Annotated in this window: 21 protein-coding genes and 1 pseudogene; 9 read left to right on the top strand and 13 right to left on the bottom strand. The window is 54.3% G+C overall.

What is annotated here, in order from left to right; all coding sequences use genetic code 11:
- From Q3Y66_RS03215 to Q3Y66_RS03165, 11 genes and pseudogenes are all read right to left on the bottom strand, one after another.
- Positions 1-378 (bottom strand): hypothetical protein, encoded by a 378-nt coding sequence (locus Q3Y66_RS03215; RefSeq protein ID WP_008959708.1) that lies wholly within the window; start codon positions 376-378, stop codon positions 1-3.
- A gap of 349 nt (positions 379-727) precedes the next feature.
- Positions 728-1,597 (bottom strand): hypothetical protein, encoded by an 870-nt coding sequence (locus tag Q3Y66_RS03210; RefSeq protein WP_008959709.1) that lies wholly within the window; start codon positions 1,595-1,597, stop codon positions 728-730.
- Positions 1,594-2,838: a hypothetical protein gene (locus Q3Y66_RS03205; protein ID WP_035587439.1), complete on the bottom strand. Its 1,245-nt coding sequence runs from the start codon at positions 2,836-2,838 to the stop codon at positions 1,594-1,596. Before Q3Y66_RS03205 ends, Q3Y66_RS03210 begins: the two co-directional genes overlap by 4 nt.
- Before the next feature lie 2 nt (positions 2,839-2,840).
- A complete protein-coding gene (locus tag Q3Y66_RS03200; RefSeq protein WP_008959711.1) occupies positions 2,841-3,476 on the bottom strand; it encodes a hypothetical protein in 636 nt (211 codons plus the stop codon).
- Positions 3,473-7,138, bottom strand: a complete 3,666-nt coding sequence (locus tag Q3Y66_RS03195) for an ATP-binding protein (protein WP_008959712.1) — start codon at positions 7,136-7,138, stop codon at positions 3,473-3,475. Before Q3Y66_RS03195 ends, Q3Y66_RS03200 begins: the two co-directional genes overlap by 4 nt.
- Positions 7,139-7,490: 352 nt before the next feature.
- Positions 7,491-7,883, bottom strand: a pseudogene (locus tag Q3Y66_RS03190) (FAD-binding protein); the annotation flags it as partial.
- Between the two features lie 51 nt (positions 7,884-7,934).
- Complete coding sequence (locus tag Q3Y66_RS03185; protein WP_008959714.1) at positions 7,935-9,119, bottom strand: CaiB/BaiF CoA-transferase family protein; 1,185 nt, start codon at positions 9,117-9,119, stop codon at positions 7,935-7,937.
- Between the two features lie 30 nt (positions 9,120-9,149).
- On the bottom strand, positions 9,150-9,938 hold the full coding sequence (locus tag Q3Y66_RS03180) for an enoyl-CoA hydratase/isomerase family protein (protein WP_008959715.1): 789 nt from the start codon (positions 9,936-9,938) through the stop codon (positions 9,150-9,152).
- Positions 9,939-10,405: 467 nt separating this feature from the next.
- Positions 10,406-11,917, bottom strand: a complete 1,512-nt coding sequence (locus Q3Y66_RS03175; protein ID WP_008959716.1) for a tripartite tricarboxylate transporter permease — start codon at positions 11,915-11,917, stop codon at positions 10,406-10,408.
- A 15-nt stretch (positions 11,918-11,932) separates the two neighbouring features.
- The gene (locus tag Q3Y66_RS03170; protein ID WP_238528598.1) at positions 11,933-12,409 is read right to left on the bottom strand and encodes a tripartite tricarboxylate transporter TctB family protein; all 477 of its coding nucleotides are present in this window, start codon (positions 12,407-12,409) and stop codon (positions 11,933-11,935) included.
- A 109-nt stretch (positions 12,410-12,518) separates the two neighbouring features.
- Positions 12,519-13,490 carry a tripartite tricarboxylate transporter substrate binding protein gene (locus Q3Y66_RS03165; RefSeq protein ID WP_008959718.1) on the bottom strand — a complete coding sequence of 324 codons (972 nt, stop codon included), beginning with the start codon at positions 13,488-13,490 and terminating at the stop codon, positions 12,519-12,521.
- A gap of 518 nt (positions 13,491-14,008) precedes the next feature.
- Here Q3Y66_RS03165 and Q3Y66_RS03160 point away from each other — a divergent pair.
- Both Q3Y66_RS03160 and Q3Y66_RS03155 read left to right on the top strand, forming a co-directional pair.
- Positions 14,009-15,460 (top strand): NAD-dependent succinate-semialdehyde dehydrogenase, encoded by a 1,452-nt coding sequence (locus Q3Y66_RS03160; protein ID WP_008959719.1) that lies wholly within the window; start codon positions 14,009-14,011, stop codon positions 15,458-15,460.
- Positions 15,417-16,388, top strand: a complete 972-nt coding sequence (locus Q3Y66_RS03155; protein ID WP_337998528.1) for an NAD(P)-dependent oxidoreductase — start codon at positions 15,417-15,419, stop codon at positions 16,386-16,388. The genes Q3Y66_RS03160 and Q3Y66_RS03155 overlap by 44 nt, the downstream gene beginning before the upstream one ends.
- A gap of 35 nt (positions 16,389-16,423) precedes the next feature.
- Here the strand turns inward: Q3Y66_RS03155 and Q3Y66_RS03150 are convergent, their stop codons facing one another.
- Positions 16,424-17,368 carry a LysR family transcriptional regulator gene (locus Q3Y66_RS03150; protein ID WP_008959721.1) on the bottom strand — a complete coding sequence of 315 codons (945 nt, stop codon included), beginning with the start codon at positions 17,366-17,368 and terminating at the stop codon, positions 16,424-16,426.
- Between the two features lie 165 nt (positions 17,369-17,533).
- Here Q3Y66_RS03150 and Q3Y66_RS03145 point away from each other — a divergent pair, with 165 nt between their 5' ends.
- The 7 genes from Q3Y66_RS03145 (at position 17,534) to Q3Y66_RS03115 (ending at position 24,747) form a co-directional block, all read left to right on the top strand.
- Entirely contained in the window at positions 17,534-18,838 is a 1,305-nt protein-coding gene (locus tag Q3Y66_RS03145; RefSeq protein WP_008959722.1) for an L-fuconate dehydratase, read from the top strand.
- A 26-nt stretch (positions 18,839-18,864) separates the two neighbouring features.
- Positions 18,865-19,872: a 4-hydroxythreonine-4-phosphate dehydrogenase PdxA gene (locus Q3Y66_RS03140; RefSeq protein WP_008959723.1), complete on the top strand. Its 1,008-nt coding sequence runs from the start codon at positions 18,865-18,867 to the stop codon at positions 19,870-19,872.
- A 176-nt stretch (positions 19,873-20,048) separates the two neighbouring features.
- Positions 20,049-21,038 carry a TRAP transporter substrate-binding protein gene (locus tag Q3Y66_RS03135; RefSeq protein WP_008959724.1) on the top strand — a complete coding sequence of 330 codons (990 nt, stop codon included), beginning with the start codon at positions 20,049-20,051 and terminating at the stop codon, positions 21,036-21,038.
- A 66-nt stretch (positions 21,039-21,104) separates the two neighbouring features.
- A complete protein-coding gene (locus Q3Y66_RS03130) occupies positions 21,105-21,572 on the top strand; it encodes a TRAP transporter small permease (protein WP_008959725.1) in 468 nt (155 codons plus the stop codon).
- A 10-nt stretch (positions 21,573-21,582) separates the two neighbouring features.
- Positions 21,583-22,857, top strand: a complete 1,275-nt coding sequence (locus Q3Y66_RS03125; RefSeq protein ID WP_008959726.1) for a TRAP transporter large permease — start codon at positions 21,583-21,585, stop codon at positions 22,855-22,857.
- A gap of 52 nt (positions 22,858-22,909) precedes the next feature.
- Positions 22,910-23,806: an NAD(P)-dependent oxidoreductase gene (locus Q3Y66_RS03120; RefSeq protein ID WP_008959727.1), complete on the top strand. Its 897-nt coding sequence runs from the start codon at positions 22,910-22,912 to the stop codon at positions 23,804-23,806.
- Positions 23,803-24,747 (top strand): amidohydrolase, encoded by a 945-nt coding sequence (locus Q3Y66_RS03115; RefSeq protein WP_008959728.1) that lies wholly within the window; start codon positions 23,803-23,805, stop codon positions 24,745-24,747. The genes Q3Y66_RS03120 and Q3Y66_RS03115 overlap by 4 nt, the downstream gene beginning before the upstream one ends.
- A 56-nt stretch (positions 24,748-24,803) precedes the next feature.
- Here the strand turns inward: Q3Y66_RS03115 and Q3Y66_RS03110 are convergent, their stop codons facing one another.
- On the bottom strand, positions 24,804-25,457 hold the full coding sequence (locus tag Q3Y66_RS03110; protein ID WP_008959729.1) for a GntR family transcriptional regulator: 654 nt from the start codon (positions 25,455-25,457) through the stop codon (positions 24,804-24,806).
- Between the last annotated feature and the right edge of the window lie 115 nt (positions 25,458-25,572).

Genomic DNA, 25,572 nt, shown 5'->3' with positions numbered 1-25,572 from the left:
CTATACCTCAACAAACTCTCTTTCAGGCTGGTCTGTAGAAACCCACCATGTTACGTGAGGATTTTTAAATGTTTCAAGAATCATTCCATCCTCACGAGTTACCACACCCTTTGATATCTTATGATTTTTAAATTTCTTTTTATATTTTCTTCTCCATTTAATTGCTCCATCTATACTCTTGAAAACAGATAGCCCATGGGAGCAACACTTCAAGAATTCATCTTCAAACTCCTGATGTGGAGTCTTTAACTCATAAGCTAGTGGTACAAAATCCTCAGGATTAGGTGGAGAATTTTTGATTAGCCTATATAGTTCAATGTCATCATTTCTGGCTTCTTTCGGTGGGCATTGAGTTGGAAGAGAAAATTTCCAATCCATTAATCTTACTCCAATCTTTATTAAAGCGCTTAACAGTGATTATACGGTAAGCTGCATAACCTTAATAAAGGTATCAGCGCATTCATTGTGGTCATGTAATCATCTGAATCGACTCTATCCCATTGATTCGCTGCGAGGCAAAGAAAATATTGGAAACATAATCGAAAGTCGTGGATCGATTCGTTTTGCTCTGCCAAATAAAACGGCTCACTAAAACATTTATTTTTTTATAAAATCAGTTACTTAATGCAGATTTTTCATATTTTCGCTATTGAAAGTAGCGCCTAATATAACCGCTTTGAGGGCGAAAGATTTACCGCCTATTTGATGGGTGATGGTCTTGAGGCTTCTAACTAAGCTCTACACAAACTACAACCCCACCAAACCACTGCTGCTTTAGCCCCCGCTGCTTTTCCAACAACAACGTTAGGTAGTCTCGCAATGGATGGGCAGATGGTAGCGCAGCAAGGTGTTTGCGTAGCCTGCGCTGATAAGGAAACTGTTCAGCAGGCACATGCAACGGTGTGGCGTTTTGGGTAAGCCACTCGATGTTGGGCAGAAGCATGTGAGTGGCGTTGCTGTCGAGCGCTAGCGTAACGCCTTTAACATCGAAGTCACCGGCGTAAATATGTGTTCGTCTGGTTTTGTGCCAAGCATTAGCCAGTAACGCAAAGCCGCCGCCGTAGTGGCTGTCGCCGCGGTAGACGACCAGCGGGTTTGCGTAGCCGCTTAGCGCTGGCTGTTCCGGCGAAAACTCATAGAAGCTATCCAGGTTTTCGACCTGGATTAGAGCGCTGAACGCGCTTAGCTTCAACCCCAGCACATCCACATCGCGAACGGCGCGGGGCTCGTTGGTAAGCCCGGTTGTTGGCTGTGGCGGAAAGCTGACGAGTACCCGCCGCGCACGGGGGCTTTCTCGTGTTGCTTTGTCTTCTTCTACGCCCTCTTTCGCTTGGGCGCTGCTGTTCAGCCCGCTGAGTGAGCGGCCTAGCGGCGCGATGCGGGCGCTCTCTAATACGTCATTGATTTGCGCCAGCAATGCGGCGTCAAAGCGCAGCGCTTTACTGTTGATTCGCGTGGCCAGGTCAATGTCGTGCTGGTGGCACCAGGCCACTACGTCGTCTACCCACTGGCGGCGCGGCTTTTCCACCGCGGGCTGGCGGAGAAGTTCGCGGGCCACACCGTTAAGGCCATTGCGTGCGCGGCTGGGTAGGTTCATACGGCCAGCTGCAGCTCTACATCGTGGATCAGGCGCAGGTGATTGAATTGGCTCGCCTGGCTCTCCTGCTGTTTGAGCCGAAACGCCTTCTGGTCGCTGCGCGGCAGGCCCTGGTATTCGGAAATCACCTGGAAAAGCCAGATCTCATCCGGCCACTCCAGCGGGCTTGCGTGCAGGTACGCAAGGGCGCTGACCGGCTCTGCCTGTGGCTGGTCGATCACGCTCAAATAGAAGTGCTCCACATCCTGCTTAAGCGCCTGCTGGCGGGCGGCGGCTAGGCTGCTTTCCTGGGCTTGGGCTGGGGCCGCGGCTTCAACGGTTTGCGTGGTGTGGCGCGGTTGGGGGAGCTGGTGCAGCAGCTCGGCGAGTAAACGGCACTCCAGGTTGCGATCCAGCGCCGGGGCGGCGGCGGCGCTTAGCGGTGCGGCCTGATTGACCAGCCCTGGCACTTCGCTGCGCCGGGCGTAGTTGCCCGGCACAAAGCCGGGGTGTTCGCGCATAAAGGCGGCCATGCCGCTGATCAGGCGGCTACGCGCCTGCTGCTTGCGAAAGCGCGCCATCAGTTCGATCAAGCGGCGCTGCACTTCGCGCAGGCTGGTGTAGTGGTGGCTCAACTGTTGCTGAAGCTGGCTGATCAACAGTTTGCGCAGGCCGCCGTCGCTACCTACCAGCTCGATCAACTCGTCGAAGTCGATCAGCGCCAGGCCATCCAGCAGCCTAGCGATCTGTTTCTGGGCGCGGTCGTTTTCGCGAATCTTGTCGTTGAGCTGGCTGACAAAGCCAAAATCGCTATTGAGCCGCTGCCATAAGCTGTCGATGGCATCGGCGAAGCGCCCGTTCAGGTCGTCAACTTCCTGGCGCAGGCGCATTAGCTGCTGCTCCAGCCGCCAGTGCTCCCCGCGGCTGCGCGCCTCCCGGTAGCTGTGAACTAGCGCACGAATCAGTTCCAGGGTTTCCGCTACATCCGCATTCACATGGCGGCGGGTCTCGTCGGCGAGCATCTCGGCGATCAGTTCGCGCACCTTGGGCGCCAGCTTCACGCCGCTCTGCTCATCCGGACGCCATAGAATGCGCGCCGCCAGTAGCTTACGCAGCGCGCTGTCGCTGAGCGATTCCAGCGGCACTTCATCGCGGGTGTAGGCCTGCATCAGTACATCGGCGTGCTTACCGAGCAGCGCCAGCCGTTCGCTGCCGGTTTTGAGCAGGCGGCTTTCCAGGGCGTGTTCTCCGTTAGACCCCATGCTCACAACAGGGCCTCCTGGGAACCGGAGCCTTCTTCGCTGCCCTCTTCAATGGGCAGGTTCTCTTCATCGCGAATAAAGCGCACCAGATCCACCAGGTAGTCGATCTTGCCGGTGACCACGAACGCCTGCCGCTCTGAATGGGGCTGAAGCAGGTAGCCGTGCTCTTTCAGGCGCTTGAAGACCTGCTTTACCTGGGCATCGAGCTGGTCGCTTTGGGAGCCGAAAAAGCTGTCGGTGGCCAGGCGCTCCAGGCGTTCGCGCAGGCTCTGGTTGTCTTCGCACTTGGCGCTGAATTCGGCGGGTTTGAGTACGTCGCCGGGAGCGGCCAGGGTATCCCGGCCCAGGGCCTCTTGAACCAGTTGCAGCCACTCCAGCAGCGGCAGCAGACTGTTGAGCGTATCGCCGAGCTGGCGGGAGAGCTGATCCCGGGCGTTGTCATTGAGCTGACGCCAGGCGAGAAAATAGACGCTGCCATCTTCATTACTGGCCAGCCGCCGGTTAAGCGGCCGCAGGTAGGTGTCGATCTCCTCCCGGGTTTCTTCATTGGTGAGATGACGATAGCCGCTCTCATCGCTGATCGGGCAGACAAACTCCCCGGCCAGCAGGCGCTCAAGCAGTGGGCCATGTTCGATCATACCGTCACCTCCTGCTGGCGTTCCTGGAGCCGTTCGGCCAGACGGCTTAGCCGTGGCTCGATGCGTTTTAACACCCGCTTGTTGGGGTTGGCCTCATCGCGATCGATCAGGTAGCGGTTTGCGAACAGCAGCAGCACATCGGACTCGGGGTTGGGGAAGGCGCCGACGATATGAATGTGGTTGCTGTCGCAGGCGTCGAACAGTTTTTCCACGTTGTGGTACGCCAGGGTACCGATCTCATCAATGGGCCAGTGGATGGCGATGTCCGCATCGCCGCGCAGCAGGCGGGTAAAGGCGAGTAGGAACTTGCAAAGAATCAGATACGCCATGCCGTGGCTGGAGGACTCCAGCAGCTGGCGGTCGTTTTTGATTACCAGATCGGTGCCGCCTTCGTTCAGGTGCAGTTCCAGGCGCAGCAGGCTTTCGAAGCTGTACTGCTGGTCGCTGCGCAGTAAATCGACCACGTCCGCCAGGGCGTTGAGGTAGTCGTCGCTGGGTAGCGTCTGGCCGGATTCCCGCCACTCTTTATAGCGCTGGGCGAACAGCTTCAGCGGCTCCCAGAAGCCCAGCTCATCGATGGTGGACTGGATGCGCACTTCGGCCTTGGTGATGCCTTCCAGGCGCAGGTCATCGGCAACTTCTTCAGAGAGGCGACGGCTCTGGGCACTGATGCGGCGGTTCAAATCCCGGAATACGGTGAAGAACTTATCCAGGTCGTCGCTCAGGTTGCGGCCTTCCTGAATCAACTGCTGCTGTTGGTCTTCGAGCAGTTTAAGCATGTCGCGCAGTAGCGGCAGCTGTAGGCGTGGGTTGTCGCTTTGTAGCTTGCTACGCTCGCTCTCCAGCGCTTCGGCGAAGCCGCTGCTGGCGTCCTTGATCAGTTGGCTTTCCACCTCCAGGCAGCCACGGCGCAGTTGCTCGATGAGCTGGTGGCGATTGCCCAATGCCTGGCGGGCGCGCTCAATGCGCTCGTCCACATCGCCCAGTGGTGCACTCGGCGCTTGGCCGTCGGGTTCAATGGCCAGGCTTTCCAGTTGGGTAAGTAGTGGCTTCAAGGCTTCCAGACAGGCGTATTCGCTCTCCCGTTGGGTTTTCAGCGTGCTGACCGTGCTTTGGTGGGTTTTGCGCGCGGCCTGAAAATCGTTTTTCAAATGCTCTTTATCACGCTGCAGCTTTTGCTCCGCCTGCTCCAGCTCGGCCTCCTGGGCGACCAGCTGCGGTTTATGCTGCCCCCACTCAACGCGCATAAAGCGGGTGTACTCGGTCAGTTCCTCCTGACGGGCGGCAGTGACGCGGATGCGTTCATCCTGGCTTGCCAGCCGCTCCTTGGTATCTTTTAGCTTGGCGGGGTCGACGCCCTGCTCGGCCAGTTCCTGGCTAAAGGCCTCTTCCAGTTCCGCGCGCTGGCGTTTGTGTTCGGCATTGGCGTCGCTCAGCTGCTGCTTATACTGGCGCAGTTGGGCATCCAGGCTATCCACCTGGCTCTGGCCGTCGGCTTTTAGCTCCAGCAGTTGGCTTTGATGGGTCTCGCTAAGGGCGGCGAGCGCCTGCTGCTTCTCTTCCCGCAGCTCCTTTTGTGCCTGCTCCTGGCTGGCTAACGCAGTTTGATGGGCAGTGCGACGCTCCTGCTGGCGCTTGGTGTGGCGCTCCTGCTGCTGGCGGCGGGCCTCTATCGCAAACTCGACTTCCTGCTCGCCGCGCTTGTGGGCCATGCGGCCCTGGTCTTGGGCTTCATCGGCCTGCTGCACCCGCTCGTTATGTTGTTTGAGCGCTTTCTCGGCGGCTTGGCTCTCCGTTTGTACCCGGCGTTTGGCGCTATCGGCTTCTTCGATGGCCGCCAGCAGGCTGGCTTCATCCTGAGCGTAATCCGGCAAAGCAATGGCAGAAAGATCCAGCGCCAGCCCGAACAAGTCATCGCTTGCGCCTTCCGCCAGCTGAGGGGCGAGGTCACGCCGCTCCAGCAACTCCGGCGCAATCACCTTGCCTAGCTGCTGCTCCCAACCAGGGCGATGGTAGCGCAGGAAGTGGCGCAGGCTGCCCTGCTCCGGGTCGCGCTGCTGATAGAGCGCGTAGCAGCGCTGCTCGGCGCGTTCCAACTGCTGGCGAAGCTGCACCAGCTGCTGTTCGGCACTGTCGCGTTCGCGTTTGCGGCTTTCAAACTCGCGGCGCAGGCCATCCATGGTAGCGGCCGATGCGTTGCGCTCCTGCTGGGCCTGATCCAGGCGCGCCTGGGCAAGCTCCGCCTCGGAAGCCTCTTCGGCGGTCTGGGTCGAGAGCGAGAGCTGGGCTTTTAGTTCGGCTAGCTGTTCAACGCCGAGTTCCAGCTGCGCCTGATACTCGCCCTCCAGGCGTTGACGCTCCTGCTGATAGCGTTCGTTAAGCTGCTGTTCGGACTCCCACTGCTGCTCCCGGCGCAGGGCTTTCTCTTCGACCAGAGCGTCGATCAGTTCCTGGGATTCACGGGTCTGGCGGGCCAAGGCTTCGGAAAGCTCGCGCAGTCGACCATCCAGGCGGGCTTGGCTTTCCTTGAACTTATCCTGAAGAAGCTGCAAATGTTTCTTTAGCTCTTCGTACTGATTCCGCCACTGGGGCAGCGCGTTGATGTCGCGCTCCAAGGCAGGCATATCCGCCTCGGCGTATTGCTCGTACTGGGTTTGCAGGTCGTTGAGGCGGCGCTGGGTCTGCTGTAAATCGCTGACCACTTCGCTATGGCGGTCGTTTAGCTTATCCCGCGCCTCACTATAGTCGCTCTCTCGCTGCTGGAATTCGCGCTGGTGTCGAGCAAGCTCGGCATCCAGATCGGCCATTTGGCGTTCGGCCCGCTGACGGTCATCTTCCAGTTGGGGCTTTAGTTGCCACAGCGTGGCATCCAGGTCGGCGAGTTCACGGTCGATACCGGCGAGCCGGGCGAGTGAGGCCTGCAGCGGTTCCAGGCGCATGGATTGGCGCATCTGGGCAATCCACTCCCGCGCCTTGGTGTTGCGAATCCGGGTCACCGGCAGCTCAACGCCATCCTCTTCGAAAATCGCCGCCAGCATGGTTTTGAGGGTATCCATCTTGCCCTCTTTGGCATGCACCGCCGAGACCAGCTTTTCGATATGGCGGATGCGCCGCTCTGGTTTCACCAGACTGAACTGCGCGGCGATCTGGCGCAGCTTGAGGCCGTCGCGGCTGTTGCCGTGCAGTTGGGTAAAGTCGTTTTGGATCACAGAGCGAAATTCAGAGGTCGCGCCCAGTTTAGGAGAAACGGGCGTGCCGTTGCGCCGCAGGCCGCTGGCCCACTGGGTGTAGTCTAACGCTGCCACGCCCGCGTCGCTCTCGACCAGATAGTCTTCCGGCTGGTAGGGCGCGCCGACGAAGCGGTACTCCACCCCGCCTTCTTGTTTACGCGTGAGCACCGCTTGGCAGATGTTGCCCGCTTCGCGGCGGTATTCGTACACCAGGTAGCTGTTGCGGTGGGGCAGGTAAAACGCGTCGAACTTCATGCGCGTTTTGGGCACGACCTTGTTGGGTAATTCGCCGTAGAACACCGGCACCAGCCGCTGTAGCGTGGTTTTACCGGAGGCGTTGGTGCCGCAAATATTGGTGTGACCGTCCACACTCAGTTCCACCACCCCTTCCAGGTGGCCGTGAATCATCACGATACGTAGCAGGTGGGCCATGCCGTGTCCTTTCAATGACTATTTCAATGACGTTCTTAATGACGATCCGGATCGTTTTGCTGATCGCTGAAAACAGCCATTTTGCCAGACACCTTGATGGCTTGTCTTACTCATTACCTATTGGTTAGCAGCCCCTCAAAGAAACTCACTGCATTTGCTTCCGGCCCTTCCAGGTAGTAACCGCCCTCCTGTACCACCAGCGTGGGTACGTTCAGGCCCGCTACCCTGCGGCCAAGTTCCGCAAATCCCGGTTTGGAGGCGGCGGCCCTGGATTGGAACACTCAAATAAGTGTATTTTTGCCGCCACAGCCATCGTGACGGGACAAATCTACCATTGGGTTATTTTATTAACTCACAGTTGTGGCAACTTGCTTTCCAGCTCTGGCAGGAGCTCGAACAGATCCCCCACCGAGCCATAGTCGGCCACCTGGAAGATAGTCGCTTCGTCGTCCTTGTTAATCGCGACGATGACTTTGGAATCTTTCATGCCCGCTAGGTGCTGAATGGCCCCAGAGATACCCACGGCAATGGACAGGTCCGGCGCGACGATTTTGCCGGTCTGGCCGACCTGCATGTCGTTGGGTACGAAACCGGCGTCGACCGCCGTACGGGAGGCGCCAATGGAGGCGCCCAGCTTGTCGGCAATGCCGCTGGTGCCGACGGCATCAAAGCCGGTGGTACGAATAGTGATCACTTTCAGCGCATCGTCACTTTTCACCGTGGCAATGGCGTTACCGGCGTATAAATAGTACTTTCATGGTAACAACCATCCCACTAAGCTGAGCGTGAATTATGATTACATAATGACGCCACGCTCCCGGAGCGCATCGCAGCGAGACTTGTCGATGCCCAACTGATCAAGGACTTCATCGGTGTGCTGAGCGTAGAGCGGGGCTGGTCGACGAATCTGCGCAGGAGTCCGCGAAAGCTTCCCGGGAAATCCTATTGTCTTCATCGTGCCGATGACTGGGTGCTCCATCTCTTGGATCATGCCACGCTCTTGATAGTGAGGATCTTCCATGGCCTGGGCAAAGTTATTGATCGGACCCGCTGGCACCCCAGCCTTATCACAAGCATCCAGCCATACATGCTTGTCACGCGTCACGAAGATCTCTTCTAGTATCGTTTCCAAAGCTTCAACGTTCTGACCGCGCTGATAATTGGTCGCAAAACGTGGTTCCTCGACCAGATCCGGTCGATGAATCACCTCATGGCACAGACGCTCCCAGGTACGCTGATTGGCACAACCCAGCATGATGTAGCCATCTCTGACCTTGATTGCCTGATACGGTGCTGATACTCGATGACGCCAGCCAGTTGGCTCGGGGATAGTGCCCTCGGCGAAGTATGCAGCCGCCTCCCAGGTAAACCAGGGTAGCCCACACTCGGCGATGGAGACATCAACCAACTGCCCTTCGCCGGTGTTCATCTTGTGGATATAGGCGGCGAGAATCGAGTAGGTCGCGGTGATGCCAGCACCGATATCGTAGACGGCGATACCGGTCTTCAATGGACGACGCCCTGGCTCCCCGGTCATGGACATCAGGCCCGACATACCTTGAGCCACTAGGTCGAAACCGCCCTTGTGACTATAGGGGCCCGTCTGACCATAACCAGAAATGGAGCAGTAGATGATGCCCGGATTGAATGCCTTGATGGTCTCGTAATCGACCTTGAGTGACTTGGCGACACCAGGACGATAGTTTTCGACAATGACGTCTGCGGTCTCGGCTAGACGATAGAACAGCTCGCGTCCCTCCTCCTCCTTCAGGTTCAACGAGATACTCTTCTTGTTACGGTTGATCTGAGCGAAACAGGTGGACTCTTCATTGATATAAGGTCCCATTTGCCTACTATCATCACCGCCGTTTTTCTCGACCTTGATGACCTCAGCACCCATGTCACCTAGCACCATGGTGCAGTAAGGACCGGCCATGATCTGGGAAATATCCAGAACTTTCATGTTAGTCAAGGGAAGCATGCTTCAATACCTCTTAATTCAATAGGGGAGTTATCTACCGCGCCAAGTGTGCGACGTCTTATTGATAAACGCCTCGACAGCGCCATGAAAATCCTGACTCGTATAACAAAGTGCTATAAGGTCCTCATCCTGGCCATCTTCAGGAGAGTGATACTTCTGGAAGCGTCTGATGGCCTCCTTGGAAGAACGAATCGTCAAGGGTGCGAAGCTCTGAAGCTTTTCGATGACCCGCCTGACTTCGCTTTCAATGTCCTTCTGGTCGATAACAGCAGTCACCAGACCTGCCTGTTTCGCCTCATCAGCCTTTAGGATACTGGCTAGCATCAGGACTTCCTTGGCTCTTGCAGGCCCGGCCAGATCTACTAGACGAGACACATTATTCATCGAAACGCAGTTACCCAGAGTCTTGGCAATAGGAACGCCGAATTTGAGGTCTGGCGTGCAGTAGCGAAAATCGCAAGCCATGGCGATGACCGCGCCACCCCCGATACAGTACCCCTCGATCAGAGCAATCGTGGGCTTTGAAAGCGACTCCAGGGTTGCCATTACCCTATCGATACGTCTCTCGTAATCCAGGGCGTCCTGTGCCTGGGAAAAAGAGCTGAACTGCTTAATATCAGTACCCGCCACAAAAGCTTCACCACCAGTTCCACGCAGTACCACGACATCAATCTCGGGGTCTTCATTTAATTCGAGACAGAGACGCTCGAGCGAGTCATACATTCCCCAGGTCATGGCATTACGAACCTGGGGGCGGTTGAAAGACAGCCAGGCAACGCGTCCTTCTCTTTCGTACAACAGCTCATCCGTCGAACTCATCACCCACACTCCTTATTTTTGTTTCTCTGTTACTTGATTGCTGGATGACAAGTACTCAACTCAGAGACTTATCGTATCCACCTAAATGTAATAATGAACTCATAATTCATTTTTTCAATATCGACTTTTGTCTAGAGTTACGTGAAAACGTAAAGACAATTTCTTATATTCCAGAGAATTATGATTAAAAAACACAGCCACCTTACGACGAGCGTTCAAGCACTCGACGGCGTGACAAAACATATCGAAGACACGTCTGGTAGTGGCCCGTGACGTGGCCACCATCGATGAAGAGGGAATGAACAAAGAGATGTGTCTGACTTACGGGGACATGTTCGAAGAGACGAAAATCTTGCCAGCACCTTCGCCATATCTACAAAGCGGAAAAGTTACCCCTCCCTTGGTGAGGCCTTGTTGCCTCACCAAGGAAATACATCAAGCTGTAGCAGTGTGAATGCGCCTAGGTGCTACTTTGCCAGCTGCCGCTTCTTTACCAATGCCCTGGCCAGTTTTGCTATTAAGGGATATAAGAAAAAAAGCAGGGTAATGGACAAAAGAGTTGTCGCAATCGGGCTGCCAAAGAAGATCGACGGATCACCACGCGAAATATCCAGGGCCTGTCGCAGGCTTGTTTCCAACCTGGGCGTCAATACAAATGCCAATAACAGGGGCGCTACCGGATACTTGGCGACATTCATGAAAAAGGCGATCACGCCCGCCCCCAGCATGAACCACACATCGAACATACTATTGTTGACGCTATAGGAACCCACTACACAGACCACAGCAATGACCGGTATCATGAATGCTGGAGGAACGCGTAACAGCTTAACAAGGAAAGGAATAATGGCGAGTGCTGCGAGTACCGCCATGACATTGCCTAGGTACATGGATGAGATCAGCCCCCAGACGAAATCAGGGCTATTTTGGAACAGCATCGGGCCTGGCTGCACTCCCCACATCATCAAACCGCCCAGCAGCACGGCGGCTGTCCCAGAGCCCGGAATACCCAAGGAAAGCAGGGGAGCGAAAGAGCCTGCGGCAGCCGCATTGTTTCCTGCTTCGGAAGCTGCAACCCCTTCGATTCTACCCGTTCCCATCTCAGCACCGTGCCGGCCGACTTTCTTTTCAAGCACGTAAGCCAAGAAAGACCCGGTCGTGGCCCCTGCGCCTGGCAGAATACCCACTAGATTACCTAGCACGCCCGAGCGAAGGGAGGTGGGAATGATGCTCCGCAATTCACTACGGTCCAATAAGCTTTCGCGAAGAGATAGCTTTGTCATCAAACCGGCGGCATCTACTCTGTTGACCATCATTTCCAGAACCTGGCTGAAGCCAAACATACCGATGACCAATGGAATGAAAGAAACACCATTCAGCAAATACATCGAATCAAAAGTAAATCTTGGCTGACCAAAAGCCAAACCAATACCTACCATCGAAAGCATGATGCCTATGAACGTAGAAATCAGGCCCTTCTTGGGACTATCTCCCAACAACCAGCCAATGGAGCACAACGCAAGAACCACCAGTGCTGCGACTTCCGCCGGGCCAAACAATAACCCTATCTTTGCCAACGCGGCTCCCATGAACGTCAACATGACAATACCAATGGTTCCGCCAATGAAAGAGGCAATGTTAGCTGTAAATAGTGCCTTACCAGCTTGCCCCTTTTTCGAAAGCGGGTAACCATCCAGGGCAGTTACGACAGCCGGTGCATCACCAGGTATATTGAGCATGATGGCACTGTAGGACCCCCCATACATGCAACCGTAATATACGGCACCCAGCATAATAATGCCGGTGATAGGGTCCATCTGAAACGTCAGTGGCAACAACAAGGCAACGCCAGTTACGGAGCCAAGGCCCGGAATCGCGCCGATCACGATACCTAAGCCTGCCCCGACAAGAGCAGCGAGTATGTTTGAGAAAGTCAGCGACGTCGCGAAACCCGACATCAGGGATTGAAGGATATCCATATGAGACTTACCTTATTATTGTAACATTTCAAGGAACATGCCTTGAGGAAAGGGAACCTTCAGCCATAGGCCAAACAGTAAATACAGCGCCACCCCTGCGCCAACACCAGTAAAAATCGATTGCTTCCAGGACTTCTTCTCGACTAGCAGAATCCACAATAAGATAAAGAGTGACATGGAAAGAACCATGCCAAGCAAAGGAATACACAGTATCGCCAAAGCCATTGCAGCCGCTGGCCATAGGCTTCTCCCTCCAATAGGTTTTGCACTAACAGGAGAGAAAAAGAATTCATAAATGCCAAGTGAAGCAGCACCGATACCTGCTACCGCTGCAAAAAAGCCGCCTCCAGGTCCATTATTTACCCAGATACCGTATTTGAAAATGCCAAACGCTGCCCAGAAAAGCCCCATTATCACGATTCCGATGGTGACTAAAGCCGGCAGCCAGGAAAGGCTTTCTCTCTCAGAAGATCGCTCTACTTCCATACTCATTTCTCTCCTAACTTCCATGAAAGCCTAAAGTACCCAAGAGCTTTAACAGAATGCATGAACGCCATGGACGGCCACAGGCAGTCAAAACCGCCTATGGCCACCAAAGACATTACTCGATGATGCCGACCTCCTTGAACTTCTCCGTATAGCGGGCTTTCTCTGAGCTATAGAACTCGGCGCTCTCCTCGGCTCCCATGAAGGTGCCGATCAGGTTGTTCTTCTCGATATAATCGGAATTCCACTGCTCGCTCTCAGACGCCTTTTCCAGAACGCCTTCCCAGTAAGCTACCGCTTCATCTGACATTTCAGGAGGGCCCGCATAGCCACGGAAAATCATCAACTGGGTATCGGGATAACCAAGTTCAGCAAAGGTAGGAACATCATCGTAAGGCGCTTCAAGCCTCTCATCAGAAAGCGCTGCAAGACTACGCACCTGAGTCGGATCCATTCGCGACCCAAGCTTGTATACAGCAGCATCGATATGACCACCCAGCAAGGCGGACGTCACTTCACCCGTGCCACCGAAGGGTACGTACTGGAAATCCGTGCCCAGGCTAGAATTGATCATGGCGAAAGCAAGATGATCTTCTCCCCCACGGCCAGCACCGCCAATTGCGATACTATCGGAGTCTTCTTCTGCCTTTTTGATGAGGTCGTCGAGGCTTTCGACATCGCTATCAGCGGCAACGCCCAGAAGGAGCGTATCAAGTGCGAGCGTGCCGAGGGGGGTCAAGTCTTCCAGTTGAACATTGGCGTCATTGGTCACCATACTCATCATCTGACCTCCATTGAAGGTCATGATGGTGTGGTTGTCGTCGCCCTTGTTATAGGTATAGCTATTACCGACAGCGCCAGAGCCGCCGGGCCGGTTGTTGACCAGAATGGTTTCGTCGACAAGACCGCTCTGCCGAAACGTCTCCACCAACATGCGAGCATTGATGTCACTACCGCCACCGGCACTATAGGGAACGACAAACTCCACGTTACGCTCGGGTTCCCAAGCGTTCGCACTACCGCTGATAAGCGTGATACCAACCGCACCTGAAAGCGCGACCTTGCCAAGCTGTTTCACTATGGTCATGTTTTCACCCAAATTGTTGTTGTGGCTTTTCCGTCATATTTCACGACTGCAACAAACTGACTCGACGCCCTCATCCTCGAATATGGATGAACCCGTAGTATGAAAGCTCGCTAACAGCCCGCCTCGGCTCGCAAAGGAAAGCCGCGTACCTCGCATACCTTATACTACCTAGGCTTTATCATTTTGAACTCATAATTCATTCTTTCAACGTAGACTTTAGTCGACGACACACCTTCTGAGCCCTCGATGCGCCCCTAACCATCAAGCGAAAGCCATAAGAAAATCGTTATGGCAACTGCGTCAAGCATGGGAAAAGAGGTCACAAAGCATCCCAACTACGACTCACTCCTGCTCTTCCTAATTCGCGCCAGGCATACTCACGACGAAAGTATAATATATTGAATTGAATTCATAATGCACATTAAGAATCTATCCAGCTCGGGGAAAAGCCGCACCCTTACTTACACGTGACCTGAGCTTTTTTCTGATTTATGCACACTCTCCTATAGGAAAATAAAATGAAGCTGAATGATTCTGCTCTATTTCGGCAGCATTGCTATATCGATGGTCGCTGGACGGATGCCGAAGCACAGGCTGCCATTGAAGTCACCAACCCAGCCACCAATGAACGATTGGGGACTGTGCCAAAGCTAAGCAAGGACGAGGTTAGCGCGGCCATCGATGCCGCTGATCGCGCCTTCCCTTTATGGAAAGCCAAGACAGCCAAGCAGCGCGCCTCGATCCTGCGAAAGTGGTTCGATCTATGTATGGAGCATCAAGAGGATCTGGCACAGATACTGACTCTCGAACAGGGCAAGCCACTCCAGGAGGCCAGGGGTGAAATCGCCTACGGCGCCTCCTTTATCGAATGGTTTGGTGAAGAAGCTAAGCGGGTATATGGCGACGTCATCCCGGCCCATGCCAATGATCGTCGCATCGTCGTCACCAAGGAGCCCGTCGGCGTGGTGGCCGCCATTACCCCCTGGAACTTCCCCAACGCCATGATCACTCGCAAAGCCGCTGCGGCCATGGCGGCGGGGTGCAGCGTGGTCGTCAAGCCTGCCTCCAGCACACCCTATTCGGCCTTGGCATTGGCCGAACTTGCCGAGCGAGCAGGGGTTCCTCAGGGTGTATTGAATGTGGTGACGGGGAGTGCGAGCGTCGTGGGCGGCGAGCTTACCGCCAACCCGCGAGTACGTAAGCTCTCCTTCACCGGCTCCACAGAGGTCGGCAAAATATTGCTCGGCCAGTGTGCGAAAACCGTCAAAAAGGTCTCGATGGAACTGGGCGGCAATGCGCCCTTCATCATTTTTGAGGATGCTGACCTTGACCAGGCGGTTGCAGGAGTCATGGCGTCCAAGTTTCGCAATACCGGCCAGACCTGCGTTTGCGCGAATAGGATTTTCGTCCACGACAAGGTCTATGAAGACTTTGCCGACCGGCTGGCCACTGCCGTCAGCGCGCAAAAGGTTGGTAATGGCCTCGAGGAGGGCGTCGCTCTGGGGCCCTTGATCAACCCAGCGGCCGTCGAAAAGGTCGAGCAACATATCGAGGATGCTAAGGCCAAGGGAGCTAGCGTTCATCTAGGCGGGCAACGCCACGCGTTGCAGGGTAACTTCTTTCAGCCGACGATCCTGACCAATGTCTCACCCGATTCCCTGCTTATGCACGACGAAACCTTCGGCCCGGTGGCCCCGCTGTTGCGGTTCAGTGATGAAAACGATGTGATTCGCCAAGCCAACGACACCTCGCTGGGATTGGCCAGCTACTTCTACACCCGTGACGTGGGACGCGTCTGGCGCGTCGCGGAAGCCTTAGAGTGTGGCATCGTGGGCATCAACGAAGGCATCATCTCCAGCGAGCTGGCTCCTTTCGGCGGGGTCAAGGAGTCCGGCATTGGCCGCGAGGGTTCTAAGTACGGCATCGATGACTATATCGAAATCAAATATCTCTGCATGGGTGGTCTTTGAATCCCGACCGACCAAACAACAAAGGACATCACATATGAGCAGCAAGCAACAACGGGTCGGCATGATCGGCGTCGGTTTAATGGGGCACGGAATTGCCAGTAGCCTTCAACGCAATGACTGGCCCCTGAGCTTCCTGGAACATCCCGGCAACCAACCGGTCGAGGATCTGATCGCCAAGGGTGCGACCGCCTATCCCACTGGGGCGGCTCTCGCTTCCCACTCCGACATCATCATCCTCTGTGTTACCGGCACGCCCCAGGTGGAAGAAGTGTTGTTCAGTGACGGTGGCGTTTTGGAGGGCCTTCGCTCGGGTACAGTTGTCATCGATTGTTCGACCGCGATACCCAGCTCCACCCTACGGATCGCCGAGGCCGTGGAAGCAGCGGGGGGCCGTTTCCTAGATGCCCCGATGACTCGCACACCCAAGGAAGCCGCCGAGGGCCGGCTCAACCTGATCGTCGGGGGCGACCGTGAGCTCTTCGAAGCCCAACTCCCCCTGTTACAAAGTTATGCGGAAAATATCACTCATGCCGGACCGGTGGGCTCGGGTCATAAACTGAAGTTGCTGCATAACTTCGTCTCGGTCGGCTTTTCCACGGTATTGGCGGAAGCGGCGGCCTGTGCGGAACAAGGCAGCATCGAAGCAGAGGTTTTGATCGACGTCCTGGCACATGGTGGTGGCGCAGGTACCGTATTAGAGCGGCTGCGTCCGTATATTCTTTCGCGGGATGACAGCGGGTTCCGCTTCAGTATCGCTAACGCACACAAGGATATGGGCTACTACCTAGCCATGGCGAACGATACCGGTGCCGCAAAGGGCGCGGCTGCAGGAATTTACCAAGTGCTGGACGATGCTGAGTCCTCGGGTCATGCCCACTCGACGATGCCCGAGCTTGTCAGCATTCTAACCGACCAAACACGAAAATGAGCCCCGGCGCCAGTAAGCGTTCTCCATAACGTACGTCAACGAGTAGTTGCCAACTCGACTTGCTGCCTCAACTCGACGATCAACTCGGCTGTTGCCGGAGAAAGAGGTTCATGCTTGCGGGTAATGATGCCGTAGTAATCCAGGGGTTTGCCGACGGTAATAGATAACGTGACGTACTGACCGCTGGCCAGCGGCCGGTGTAATACCGAGCGAGGCAATATGGCCAGCATGTCGGAGGCCAGTAACAATTGCAGAATGGACTGGGTCGAGGTGGTCTCGATGGTGTTCACAGGTGAAGGAATCCCTGCGTCAGCCAAGGCTTCCTCGAATATGCCTCGCATAGGGCTGGCCAGCGGATGCAGAATCCATGGCCAGCCGCTCAGTCCATCTAGTGTCACACCATCGGCAGTTGCGAGAGGATGTCCCCGACGAGCGACGACACGCAACGGTTCTTCAAGGAGTGGCTCGAAGTCGAAAAGATTGTGTTGACTGACATGTGTTAAACGGCCGATGACCAGATCAAGCCGCTTGTACTCGAGCGCTAGGAGCAGGCGATCGCTGCTCTGTTCGTCAATACTCACCGAGAGCCTTGGTCGCCGCTTTTTAAGGGCGGCGATAGCAGCGGGCAGAATTTCGGGAGCTGCGGCAGGTATCGCGCCGATCACAAGATGACCGTATCCCCCTTCTCGCAAGACCTGAACGTCATCGACCAGTCGTTGAACGTCGTTCAAAAGGCGTTCCGCATGCCTTACCACAGCTTTACCGAGGTCGGTCGTAACCATGGCGCGAGGCTGACGCTCGAAGATCGAAAATCCGAAGTAGGCCTCCAGGTCGCGCAACATCTTGCTCGCCGCAGGTTGACTGAGATTCATCTGTCTAGCGGCCGCGTGCATGTTACGGCTCTGCTCGAGATTCACAAGCAATTGCAGATGCTTGAAACGTAACCAGCTGTTAAGGCTGGCGGACATCAGCTTATCCATTAAGTCTCCTTCACCATCACATGTATTCAAAGCAATCTCATGCCGATACAACACCTGATAACTAGAGGTAATCGCTATTCGTTAATTTTCGATTGGAAGGTTATTGAATGGCAAGACTAAGCTGGAGCAAGCCATGCCAACAAATATCACAAAGGCCCATTGCCGATGACCATGATTACTCACCTGGACGTTCAGGACATTCGATTTCCCACTTCTCGATCTTTGGATGGCTCTGATGCCATGAATGCTGCGCCGGACTATTCGGCCACCTATGTCACCCTGCATACCGACGCCAGTGACGGGCTTGTGGGGAACGGACTTACTTTCACGATCGGACGTGGTAACGAGATTTGTGTCAAAGCGGTCGAATCGCTCGCCTACCTGATTGAGGGTCGTAATCTCGAGGCCATCACCGCCGACATGGGAACCTTCTGGCGCCATCTGACCAGCGGCGATAGCCAGCTTCGCTGGACCGGGCCCGAAAAAGGCGCCATTCATTTGGCCACCGCAGCCATCGTCAATGCCATTTGGGATCTATGGGCCAAGTCAGAGCAGAAACCGGTATGGAAACTGCTCGTCGACATGTCCCCAGAACAGCTCGTCAACTGCCTCGACTTCCGCTTCGTCAGCGATGCACTGACGCCTCAGGAGGCATTGGCCATTCTCCGGCGCAAGGCTAGCGGCAAGGCTAGCCGCGAACAGGAAATGTGTGAGCAAGGCTATCCTGCTTATACCACTTCGGCTGGCTGGCTCGGCTACTCCGCTGACAAAGTGCGTCGTCTCGCTCGCGAAGCCCTGGCGGAAGGCTGGACACACTTCAAGCAAAAAGTGGGCGGAGATCTCGCCGAAGACTGCCAGCGCGCCCAAATTCTCAGGGAGGAGATCGGCTGGAACCGTACCCTGATGATGGATGCTAACCAGATGTGGGATGTCGATGAAGCCATCGCCAACATGCGCCAACTGGCTGAATTCGACCCTTTGTGGATCGAGGAGCCCACCAGCCCCGACGACATACTAGGGCATGCCGCAATACGTCAACGCCTCGGTTCGATCGGTGTCGCTACCGGTGAACACTGTCATAACCGGGTCATGTTCAAGCAACTGCTACAGGCCGAAGCCATTGACTACTGCCAACTTGATGCCGCCCGCCTGGGAGGACTCAACGAAGTCATCATCGTACTATTAATGGCCGCCAAGTTCGGCGTTCCGGTCTGCCCCCATGCAGGCGGTGTTGGCCTCTGTGAGCATGTCCAACATATTTCGATGTTCGACTACATCGCCGTTTCGGGTTCGCTGGATGGACGTATCCTGGAATACGTCGACCACTTGCACGAGCATTTCGAAAACCCGGTGTTGATCCGCAATGGCCGCTATCAGGTCCCTATGGCGCCCGGCTACAGTATCACCATGCATCCCGATTCGCTGTCTCGCCATGTTTACCCTGACGGTAACGCATGGAAAGAAAAGTGAACACAACCACTGAGGAGATTCGTAACATGCCCCAAGTACAACCCTGTATTGCCCTGACACTCGGCGACCCGGCCGGCATCGGGCCCGAACTGGTGGCCAGACTGCTGGGAGACCACAATGCGATAGACCAAGCCAACATCGTGGTCGTCGGTGACCGCTGGCTATGGGAGGAAGGTCAACGTGTGGCTGGCATCCGTCATGAACTCCCTGAAATCGCAAGCTTTGCCGAGGCGCGCGGACAGACAGGCCCAGTGCTGTTACCGATATCGGCCATTAAGCAGGAAGACGTCGAATACGCCAGGGTCAGTGGGCTGTGCGGCGCCTCGGTACTCAAAGTGCTGGCACAGTGTATGGATGGCGCCAGTGATGGACATGTCGATGCGATCTGCTTCGCCCCGCTCAACAAGCTCTCAATGAAACAGGGCGGACTGAAACACGAGGATGAGCTCCACTTCTTCGTCGACCACCTAAAGGTCGAGACCCCCGTCTGCGAATTCAACACTCTAGGCAACCTCTGGACGTCGCGCATCTCCTCGCATATCCCGCTTGCCGAGGCGGCGTCTCATGTGACACCTGAACGCATCCTCAGCGCTACCCGGTTGATTCATGATGCACTGGTAGCCGCTGGCATAGAGCAGCCCCGTATCGGTGTAGCGGCACTAAACCCTCACGCGGGAGAGGGAGGAACCTGCGGCCGCGAAGAGATAGACATCATTGCACCAGCGATCGACGCATGCCGCGACGCTGGCTACGCAGCCCAGGGCCCCTTCCCTGCCGACACGATCTTTCGGCGCGCCCGGGATGGAGAATTCGATGGCATCGTGACCATGTATCACGACCAGGGGCAAATCGCCTTGAAGCTGATGGGCTTCGAGCGCGGCGTCACTGTTCAGGGTGGACTACCGATCCCCATCACTACCCCGGCCCATGGCACCGCCTTTGATATCGCAGGAAAAGGAAAAGCCAACGTCGAAGCCATACGCCACGCCTTTTATATCGCCTGTCGGATGGGGCTAAATTCTGTAAGTCGATGATCAGAAATCATCGACGAAAGTACAACTCCCAAAAATGAATTATGAGTGCATAATAAATTTTTCAAGAGTAGGGTAACTCATAGGTAACTTAAAGTAATAGCAAGAAGCTAAGCTTATAAAAGCAATAAAAATTAGCCTGAACTACACGAAAACAAAACAAAAAAGAGAGGTGCATCATGTTTCTTAAGAAAAAGCTCACACTAACAATTGCCACTTTAGCCGTTAGTGTTACAACTTTGTCGGTTTCAGCCGAAACATTACGCTATGCCCATGTTGGTGCAGAAGGAGATTCGCAGACACGCTATGCGTCCGAAGCGGCTGCCTCAATTGAGGAAGCAACCGACGGTGAGATCACGTTTAACCTGTTCCCGTCAAGCCAGCTTGGGGGTGTCGCCGAAATGGTCGATGGTGTGTCACTTGGATCGATTTCATTGGCACATCACGAATTCGCCTCGCTCGCCCAAGTCGTTCCAGATATTGCCGTATTCAACGCCCCTTTCATTTATCGCGATGCCGAACATGCATTGAAAGCCACGGACCCTCAATCACCCGTCATCAGCGAAATGAATGAGCAACTTGTTGAAGAAGGCGACATGCGTATCATCGGGCGTATGTACCGTGGGGCCCGGCATATTACCGCCAACTTCCCCGTCTACTCCCCCGCCGACCTGGAAGGCAAACCCTTCCGGGCAGTGCCGCTTGATATATGGATTTCCATGGTCAACGGATTCGGCGCCGATCCGACGCCGGTCGAGGTTTCGGAACTTCCCACCTCATTGATGACCGGGCTTGTGGTAGGCCAAGAAAACCCACTGACCATGCTCATGTCCAATAGCCTTTATGAAGTACAGTCTCATGTATCAATGACCGGGCACATGCACTCCATATTAGCCGTCTTCATCAACGAGGACACATGGCAGTCTTTGGACGAAGGCCATCAAGAAACCATTACGCGAATACTCGAAGAGAAAGCTCAGGAATCGCTCCAATGGGCACAAGAGCGGGAAGCCAGCCTTGTGGAAGAACTGACGGAAAAGGGCATGACCTTCATCACTGAAGAGAACGGGCTTGAGTTGGAAGCCTTCCGTGAACAGGTCTTGGCACAAATAAACGAGGACTACCCTAACTTTCAACCCTATATCGAACAAATAGCGGAAATAGAGTAATAGTTTGGCAGCGAGGAAGACCGTACTCCTCGCTGCCCTTACTTACTACCACATAGGGTCGCCAGCATGAGAACCGGAAAAAGGCTGTTGGAAGTTTTCTGCTTAGCCTTGCTAGCAGGCATGATAATTGTTCCTTTTATGCAGGTTATAACTCGCTCCGTATTTGGGTTTTCTATTCCAGGAGCGGGAGAACTCACGAGATTCTTGCTCATTTGTCTGGTGTTCTCCTCTTACCCACTTGCAATCTCAAGTGATGAAAACATCGAAATGGCAGAGCTTCGCGAGACATTACCTAGCACGATAAAAATATGGCTATACAAGATTATCGCTCTGTTATCCATCATTACGTGTCTTTTCATTGCATATGCTGCATTTATTACCGTACAAGCAAATTTGAATAAAGCTACGCCTGTTCTCAAAATTCCCTATTGGATCTTCTTCAGCACTACTTTCCTGGGTTTCGCTGGAGCTGCCTTCATGCATTTCCACCAGGGATTTAAGTCCCCTCGCCCTAAACCCAGCATTGGTTTATAGGATAAAAAAAATGGGCTTTATGATACTGGCTTTGTTCTTGGTATTTTTCCTACTCGGCTTCCCTGTGGTCTATGCCATTCTCATTCCTTCGGTGATGTATGTTCTTATTGAAGGGTTTCCAATCGGGCTTCTCGGTCAGCGCATCACTTATTCTCTCGACAGCTTTCCATTGGTTGCAGTACCAATCTTCATCTTTGTCGGGAATTTAATGAATCAGTCTGGTATTACAGACAGAATCTTCCATTTTGCCAACACTTTGGTTGGGAGGGCGCCTGGCGGATTGGCACAGGTCAATATTTTCTCAAGCTTGATATTCTCAGGTATGTCAGGCGCGTCACTTGCCGATGTGGGTGGGCTAGGCAAGATAGAGATCGAAGCCATGAAGAAAAGGGGGTATGGCGCTCCCTTCTCGGCGGCGGTCACTGCCTCATCGGCCGTCGTCGGCCCGATATTCCCACCTAGTATTCCGCTGATAGTTTATGGATCGGTCACTAGCGTCTCCATTGTGCAGCTTCTTCTCGCCGGTATCGTTCCGGCTTTGATCTGCACGGCGCTATTAATGATCACCGCAGCAATTTTGGCGATCAAATACGACATGCCTCGCGCTCCGAGACTCCCCACGGCCAGCGAACTATATAAGTCATTCATCCCCGCCTTGCCCGCACTTCTAGCACCGGCGTTAATGATCTCAGGGATGTTATTGGGTTTGTTTACGCCCACCGAAGCAGCAGCTGTGACAGCAGCCTATGTGCTGTTGGTTAGCTCGATTTTTTACCGGGAGCTGACTTGGCCACACTTGATAAACTCGATGATGGCCACGCTAAAGACAACCAGCGCGATACTGATCATCGTGGCCGCGGCCTCCATGTTTGGTTGGATATTATCGGTTGAGCAGATTCCACAGCAGTTCGCTGCCTTCATATTGCAGATATCCCAAGATCCGTTAATGCTACTGCTCATCGCGAATCTAATATTCTTCATCGCAGGTATTTTTCTCGATTCGACCACTGCAACCCTGTTGATCGTGCCTATTGTGGCGCCGCCCATGGTACTTGCAGGAGTTGACCCGGTACACCTGGGCATTGTCGCCATTTTCAATCTGATGATTGGGTTGCTGACCCCTCCCATGGGCCTTTCGTTATTCCTCGTATCATCGATTGCTCAAGTCTCACTGCGCCAGCTTTTGAAAGCACTTATTCCTTTCTATATCCCGCTGCTTATCACACTGGCAATTATTACATTTGCAACAGACCTAGTGCTTTGGTTACCAGGCTTCTTGCGCTAAAGAGCGTGGCCTAAACCAATCAGCGACTGTACTGGTATGAAGGAGTAGTAAAATGACTAGCAAATCAATTATCGGTTTCATTGGACTCGGCAAGATGGGGGCTGGCTTCACCGCGCGCCTCGTCGAAAGTGGCTATACAGTCATTGGCTATGATATCGACGACGCCTGCTGCCAGGCCGCCAAGGCCAAGGGCGTCGAGATTGCCGAGTCACCGGCCAAGGTCGCCGAGCGCGCCGAGATCATTCAGGTGTGCGTTATCTCCACGACTGCCGTAGAGGCGGTCATCCTCGGGGAAGGCGGGATCGTCGAGGTCACCCAGGGCCAAGGCAAGACCGTGGTCGACCACTCCACAACGGAACTCGAAACCACCAAACGCCTGGCAAAAACCCTGCTGGAACGTAACGGCATGCAATTTGTAGACGCTCCGGTTTCTGGCGGCCCCGGCGCCGCCGCAGAGGGACGCTTGGCCATTATGGCCGGCGGTGAGCAAGCTACCATCGATGCCATCGAGCCATTGATGAGCACCTTGGGAAAATTCACCCGTATGGGCGAAGTCGGCGCTGGACAAGCCACCAAGTTGATCAACCAAGCGCTGGTACTCTCCAACTACTGTGTGATCGCCGAAGCCTGCAACCTTGGTAACCGGTTCGGTATTGATGTCAGCAAAATTCCCGACGCCCTTTCCTCGGGCTATGCCGGCAGCAACCTGCTCAACGACCTATTGCCCCGCATGGTGGAGAACGACTTCGAGCCGCGTGGCTACGCCCGGCAGATTCTCAAGGACTTGCATATGCTGCAGGACGCCGCCAATGCCTTAAATGTTTCCATGCCCATGGCGGGCACCGCCAACTCCCTCTATAGCATGCTGGTTTCCCAGGGCAAGGGAGAACTTGATGGCGCCGCCATCGTATCGCTGCTAGAAGGTGTCACACCGGAGCGCTCGTCATGACGACACTTCCCATCATCGATGCGCACCAGCACTTCTGGGACCTTGAACGCAATTACCTGCCATGGCTTTGCGATGATCCGATGATTCCGTTTCGCTATGGCGATTACAGCGCCATCCGGCGCAACTATTTGCCTGAAGATTACAGACGCGATACGACAAATTATCGTGTGGTAGGGTCAGTCTTCATTGAGACCGAGTGGGATGCCAAAACGCCGGTTCAGGAAACCCGCTGGGTCCATGAACTAGCCGAGCGGGAGGGGCTGCCCAGTGTAATGGTGGCCCAGGCACGTCTCGACCAACCGGATATCGAGGATGTACTGGCAGCCCACTGCGCCTATCCACGGGTGCGCGGAATTCGCCATAAGCCCCGCGCCGCTCCATCGCCCAACGCGGTGGAGACCGGCGCCCCAGGTTCCATGGGTGATCCGGCCTGGCGTCGCGGTTTCGCTCGGCTCGCCGCCCATAACCTCTCTTTCGACCTACAGAGTCCATGGTGGCACTTCCATGAAGCAGCCGACCTCGCCGCTGCCCATCCCGATACGACGATCATCATTAATCATACCGGCTTACCTGCAGATCGCAGCGAAGAAGGGCTCCAGGGGTGGCGTAAGGCTATGGCTGAAGTGGCTTACCATTCCAATGTAAAAGTAAAAATTTCAGGAATTGGAGTACAGGGAGCAGCTTGGACAGAAGAGGCTAACCGTCGAATCGTACTTGAGACTATCGAGCTCTTTGGCGTGGAGCGTTGCATGTTCGCCAGCAATTTCCCTGTAGATAGTTTGGTTGCAACATTTGAAACTATCTTTTCAGGTTTTCTTAAGATCACAAACGAACTAACCAATACCGAGCAACGCCAGCTCTTCCATGATACTGCACAAAGGGTTTATCGTATTGCACCTGAACGTCTGAGCCAAACTAGCGTTACTACATCCTTAACATAAGCATGCAGGTAACTGGACTGGCTTTGTCACTTACCTTATTAGTGGAGGCTTCTGAACTACTCAGCCATCTCATCAAAAGCAGACACCTCTAATTTGTCACGTAAGTGGCGGCGCAATACCTGGCCTAAGTTAGCGCCATCACGCTCTCGGAGCGCTACAATCATCGCTTCATGCTCCGCTACCGCTTTGGACCAATAGTCATTGCTGAGCTCAGCGGTGAAGCGTACACGATGCACTCGCTGATTAAGGTTCTTATAAACATCGATAAGAATGTCGTTCTGAGAGGCTACTACGATGGCCTCATGTATCTGCTGATTAGCCAGTAGATACTCCTTCATATTGCCACTCTTATAGTAAGCCAGCATCTGATAATGAAGTGCTTCAATATTCGTAAGCTCATCATCAGAGATCCGTGCACACGCCAACTCTCCCGAAAGAGACTCTAGGCTCTGCATAACTTCAAAGGTATTTTTAAGGGTGGTTTTGGTCAATTTAGCAACTCTTGCTCCACGATTAGGTAAAAGTTCAACAAAACCTTCATGGGCTAGAACCTTCAAAGCTTCTCTGAGGGGAGTTCGAGATACACCAAACTGCTCGCATAGCTGCTTTTCAGGAACACGGCTACCAGGTGTTAACACCCCTTGAGTGATCATGACACGAATTCGCTCGGCGACCTCACCATGCAGTGTGTTCTGCCTAATTTTATCCATGATCGATATTCTCTAAACCTATGCATGTACTGGTGTACAGGCACTTATTGGCACGGTAGGTTAAATTTAAAAACAATAATTAATTATGAATGCATTAAGTGCATTAGTCAAGCTA

Origin of the sequence: Halomonas sp. HAL1, from assembly GCF_030544485.1 — a bacterium.
GTDB classification, from domain to species: domain Bacteria; phylum Pseudomonadota; class Gammaproteobacteria; order Pseudomonadales; family Halomonadaceae; genus Vreelandella; species Vreelandella arctica.
Note: the sequence above shows the minus strand (reverse complement) of the source record. Positions and strands in the feature narration are given on the sequence as shown.

Excerpts from the sequence above, each read along its gene's own strand:
- Q3Y66_RS03215 (WP_008959708.1), bottom strand. The coding sequence starts at position 378 with ATGGATTGGAAATTTTCTCTTCCAACTCAATGCCCACCGAAAGAAGCC.
- Q3Y66_RS03210 (WP_008959709.1), bottom strand. The coding sequence starts at position 1,597 with ATGAACCTACCCAGCCGCGCACGCAATGGCCTTAACGGTGTGGCCCGC.
- Q3Y66_RS03205 (WP_035587439.1), bottom strand. The coding sequence starts at position 2,838 with ATGGGGTCTAACGGAGAACACGCCCTGGAAAGCCGCCTGCTCAAAACC.
- Q3Y66_RS03200 (WP_008959711.1), bottom strand. The coding sequence starts at position 3,476 with ATGATCGAACATGGCCCACTGCTTGAGCGCCTGCTGGCCGGGGAGTTT.
- Q3Y66_RS03195 (WP_008959712.1), bottom strand. The coding sequence starts at position 7,138 with ATGGCCCACCTGCTACGTATCGTGATGATTCACGGCCACCTGGAAGGG.
- Q3Y66_RS03185 (WP_008959714.1), bottom strand. The coding sequence starts at position 9,119 with ATGCTTCCCTTGACTAACATGAAAGTTCTGGATATTTCCCAGATCATG.
- Q3Y66_RS03180 (WP_008959715.1), bottom strand. The coding sequence starts at position 9,938 with ATGAGTTCGACGGATGAGCTGTTGTACGAAAGAGAAGGACGCGTTGCC.
- Q3Y66_RS03175 (WP_008959716.1), bottom strand. The coding sequence starts at position 11,917 with ATGGATATCCTTCAATCCCTGATGTCGGGTTTCGCGACGTCGCTGACT.
- Q3Y66_RS03170 (WP_238528598.1), bottom strand. The coding sequence starts at position 12,409 with ATGAGTATGGAAGTAGAGCGATCTTCTGAGAGAGAAAGCCTTTCCTGG.
- Q3Y66_RS03165 (WP_008959718.1), bottom strand. The coding sequence starts at position 13,490 with ATGACCATAGTGAAACAGCTTGGCAAGGTCGCGCTTTCAGGTGCGGTT.
- Q3Y66_RS03160 (WP_008959719.1), top strand. The coding sequence starts at position 14,009 with ATGAAGCTGAATGATTCTGCTCTATTTCGGCAGCATTGCTATATCGAT.
- Q3Y66_RS03155 (WP_337998528.1), top strand. The coding sequence starts at position 15,417 with ATGACTATATCGAAATCAAATATCTCTGCATGGGTGGTCTTTGAATCC.
- Q3Y66_RS03150 (WP_008959721.1), bottom strand. The coding sequence starts at position 17,368 with ATGGATAAGCTGATGTCCGCCAGCCTTAACAGCTGGTTACGTTTCAAG.
- Q3Y66_RS03145 (WP_008959722.1), top strand. The coding sequence starts at position 17,534 with ATGACCATGATTACTCACCTGGACGTTCAGGACATTCGATTTCCCACT.
- Q3Y66_RS03140 (WP_008959723.1), top strand. The coding sequence starts at position 18,865 with ATGCCCCAAGTACAACCCTGTATTGCCCTGACACTCGGCGACCCGGCC.
- Q3Y66_RS03135 (WP_008959724.1), top strand. The coding sequence starts at position 20,049 with ATGTTTCTTAAGAAAAAGCTCACACTAACAATTGCCACTTTAGCCGTT.
- Q3Y66_RS03130 (WP_008959725.1), top strand. The coding sequence starts at position 21,105 with ATGAGAACCGGAAAAAGGCTGTTGGAAGTTTTCTGCTTAGCCTTGCTA.
- Q3Y66_RS03125 (WP_008959726.1), top strand. The coding sequence starts at position 21,583 with ATGGGCTTTATGATACTGGCTTTGTTCTTGGTATTTTTCCTACTCGGC.
- Q3Y66_RS03120 (WP_008959727.1), top strand. The coding sequence starts at position 22,910 with ATGACTAGCAAATCAATTATCGGTTTCATTGGACTCGGCAAGATGGGG.
- Q3Y66_RS03115 (WP_008959728.1), top strand. The coding sequence starts at position 23,803 with ATGACGACACTTCCCATCATCGATGCGCACCAGCACTTCTGGGACCTT.
- Q3Y66_RS03110 (WP_008959729.1), bottom strand. The coding sequence starts at position 25,457 with ATGGATAAAATTAGGCAGAACACACTGCATGGTGAGGTCGCCGAGCGA.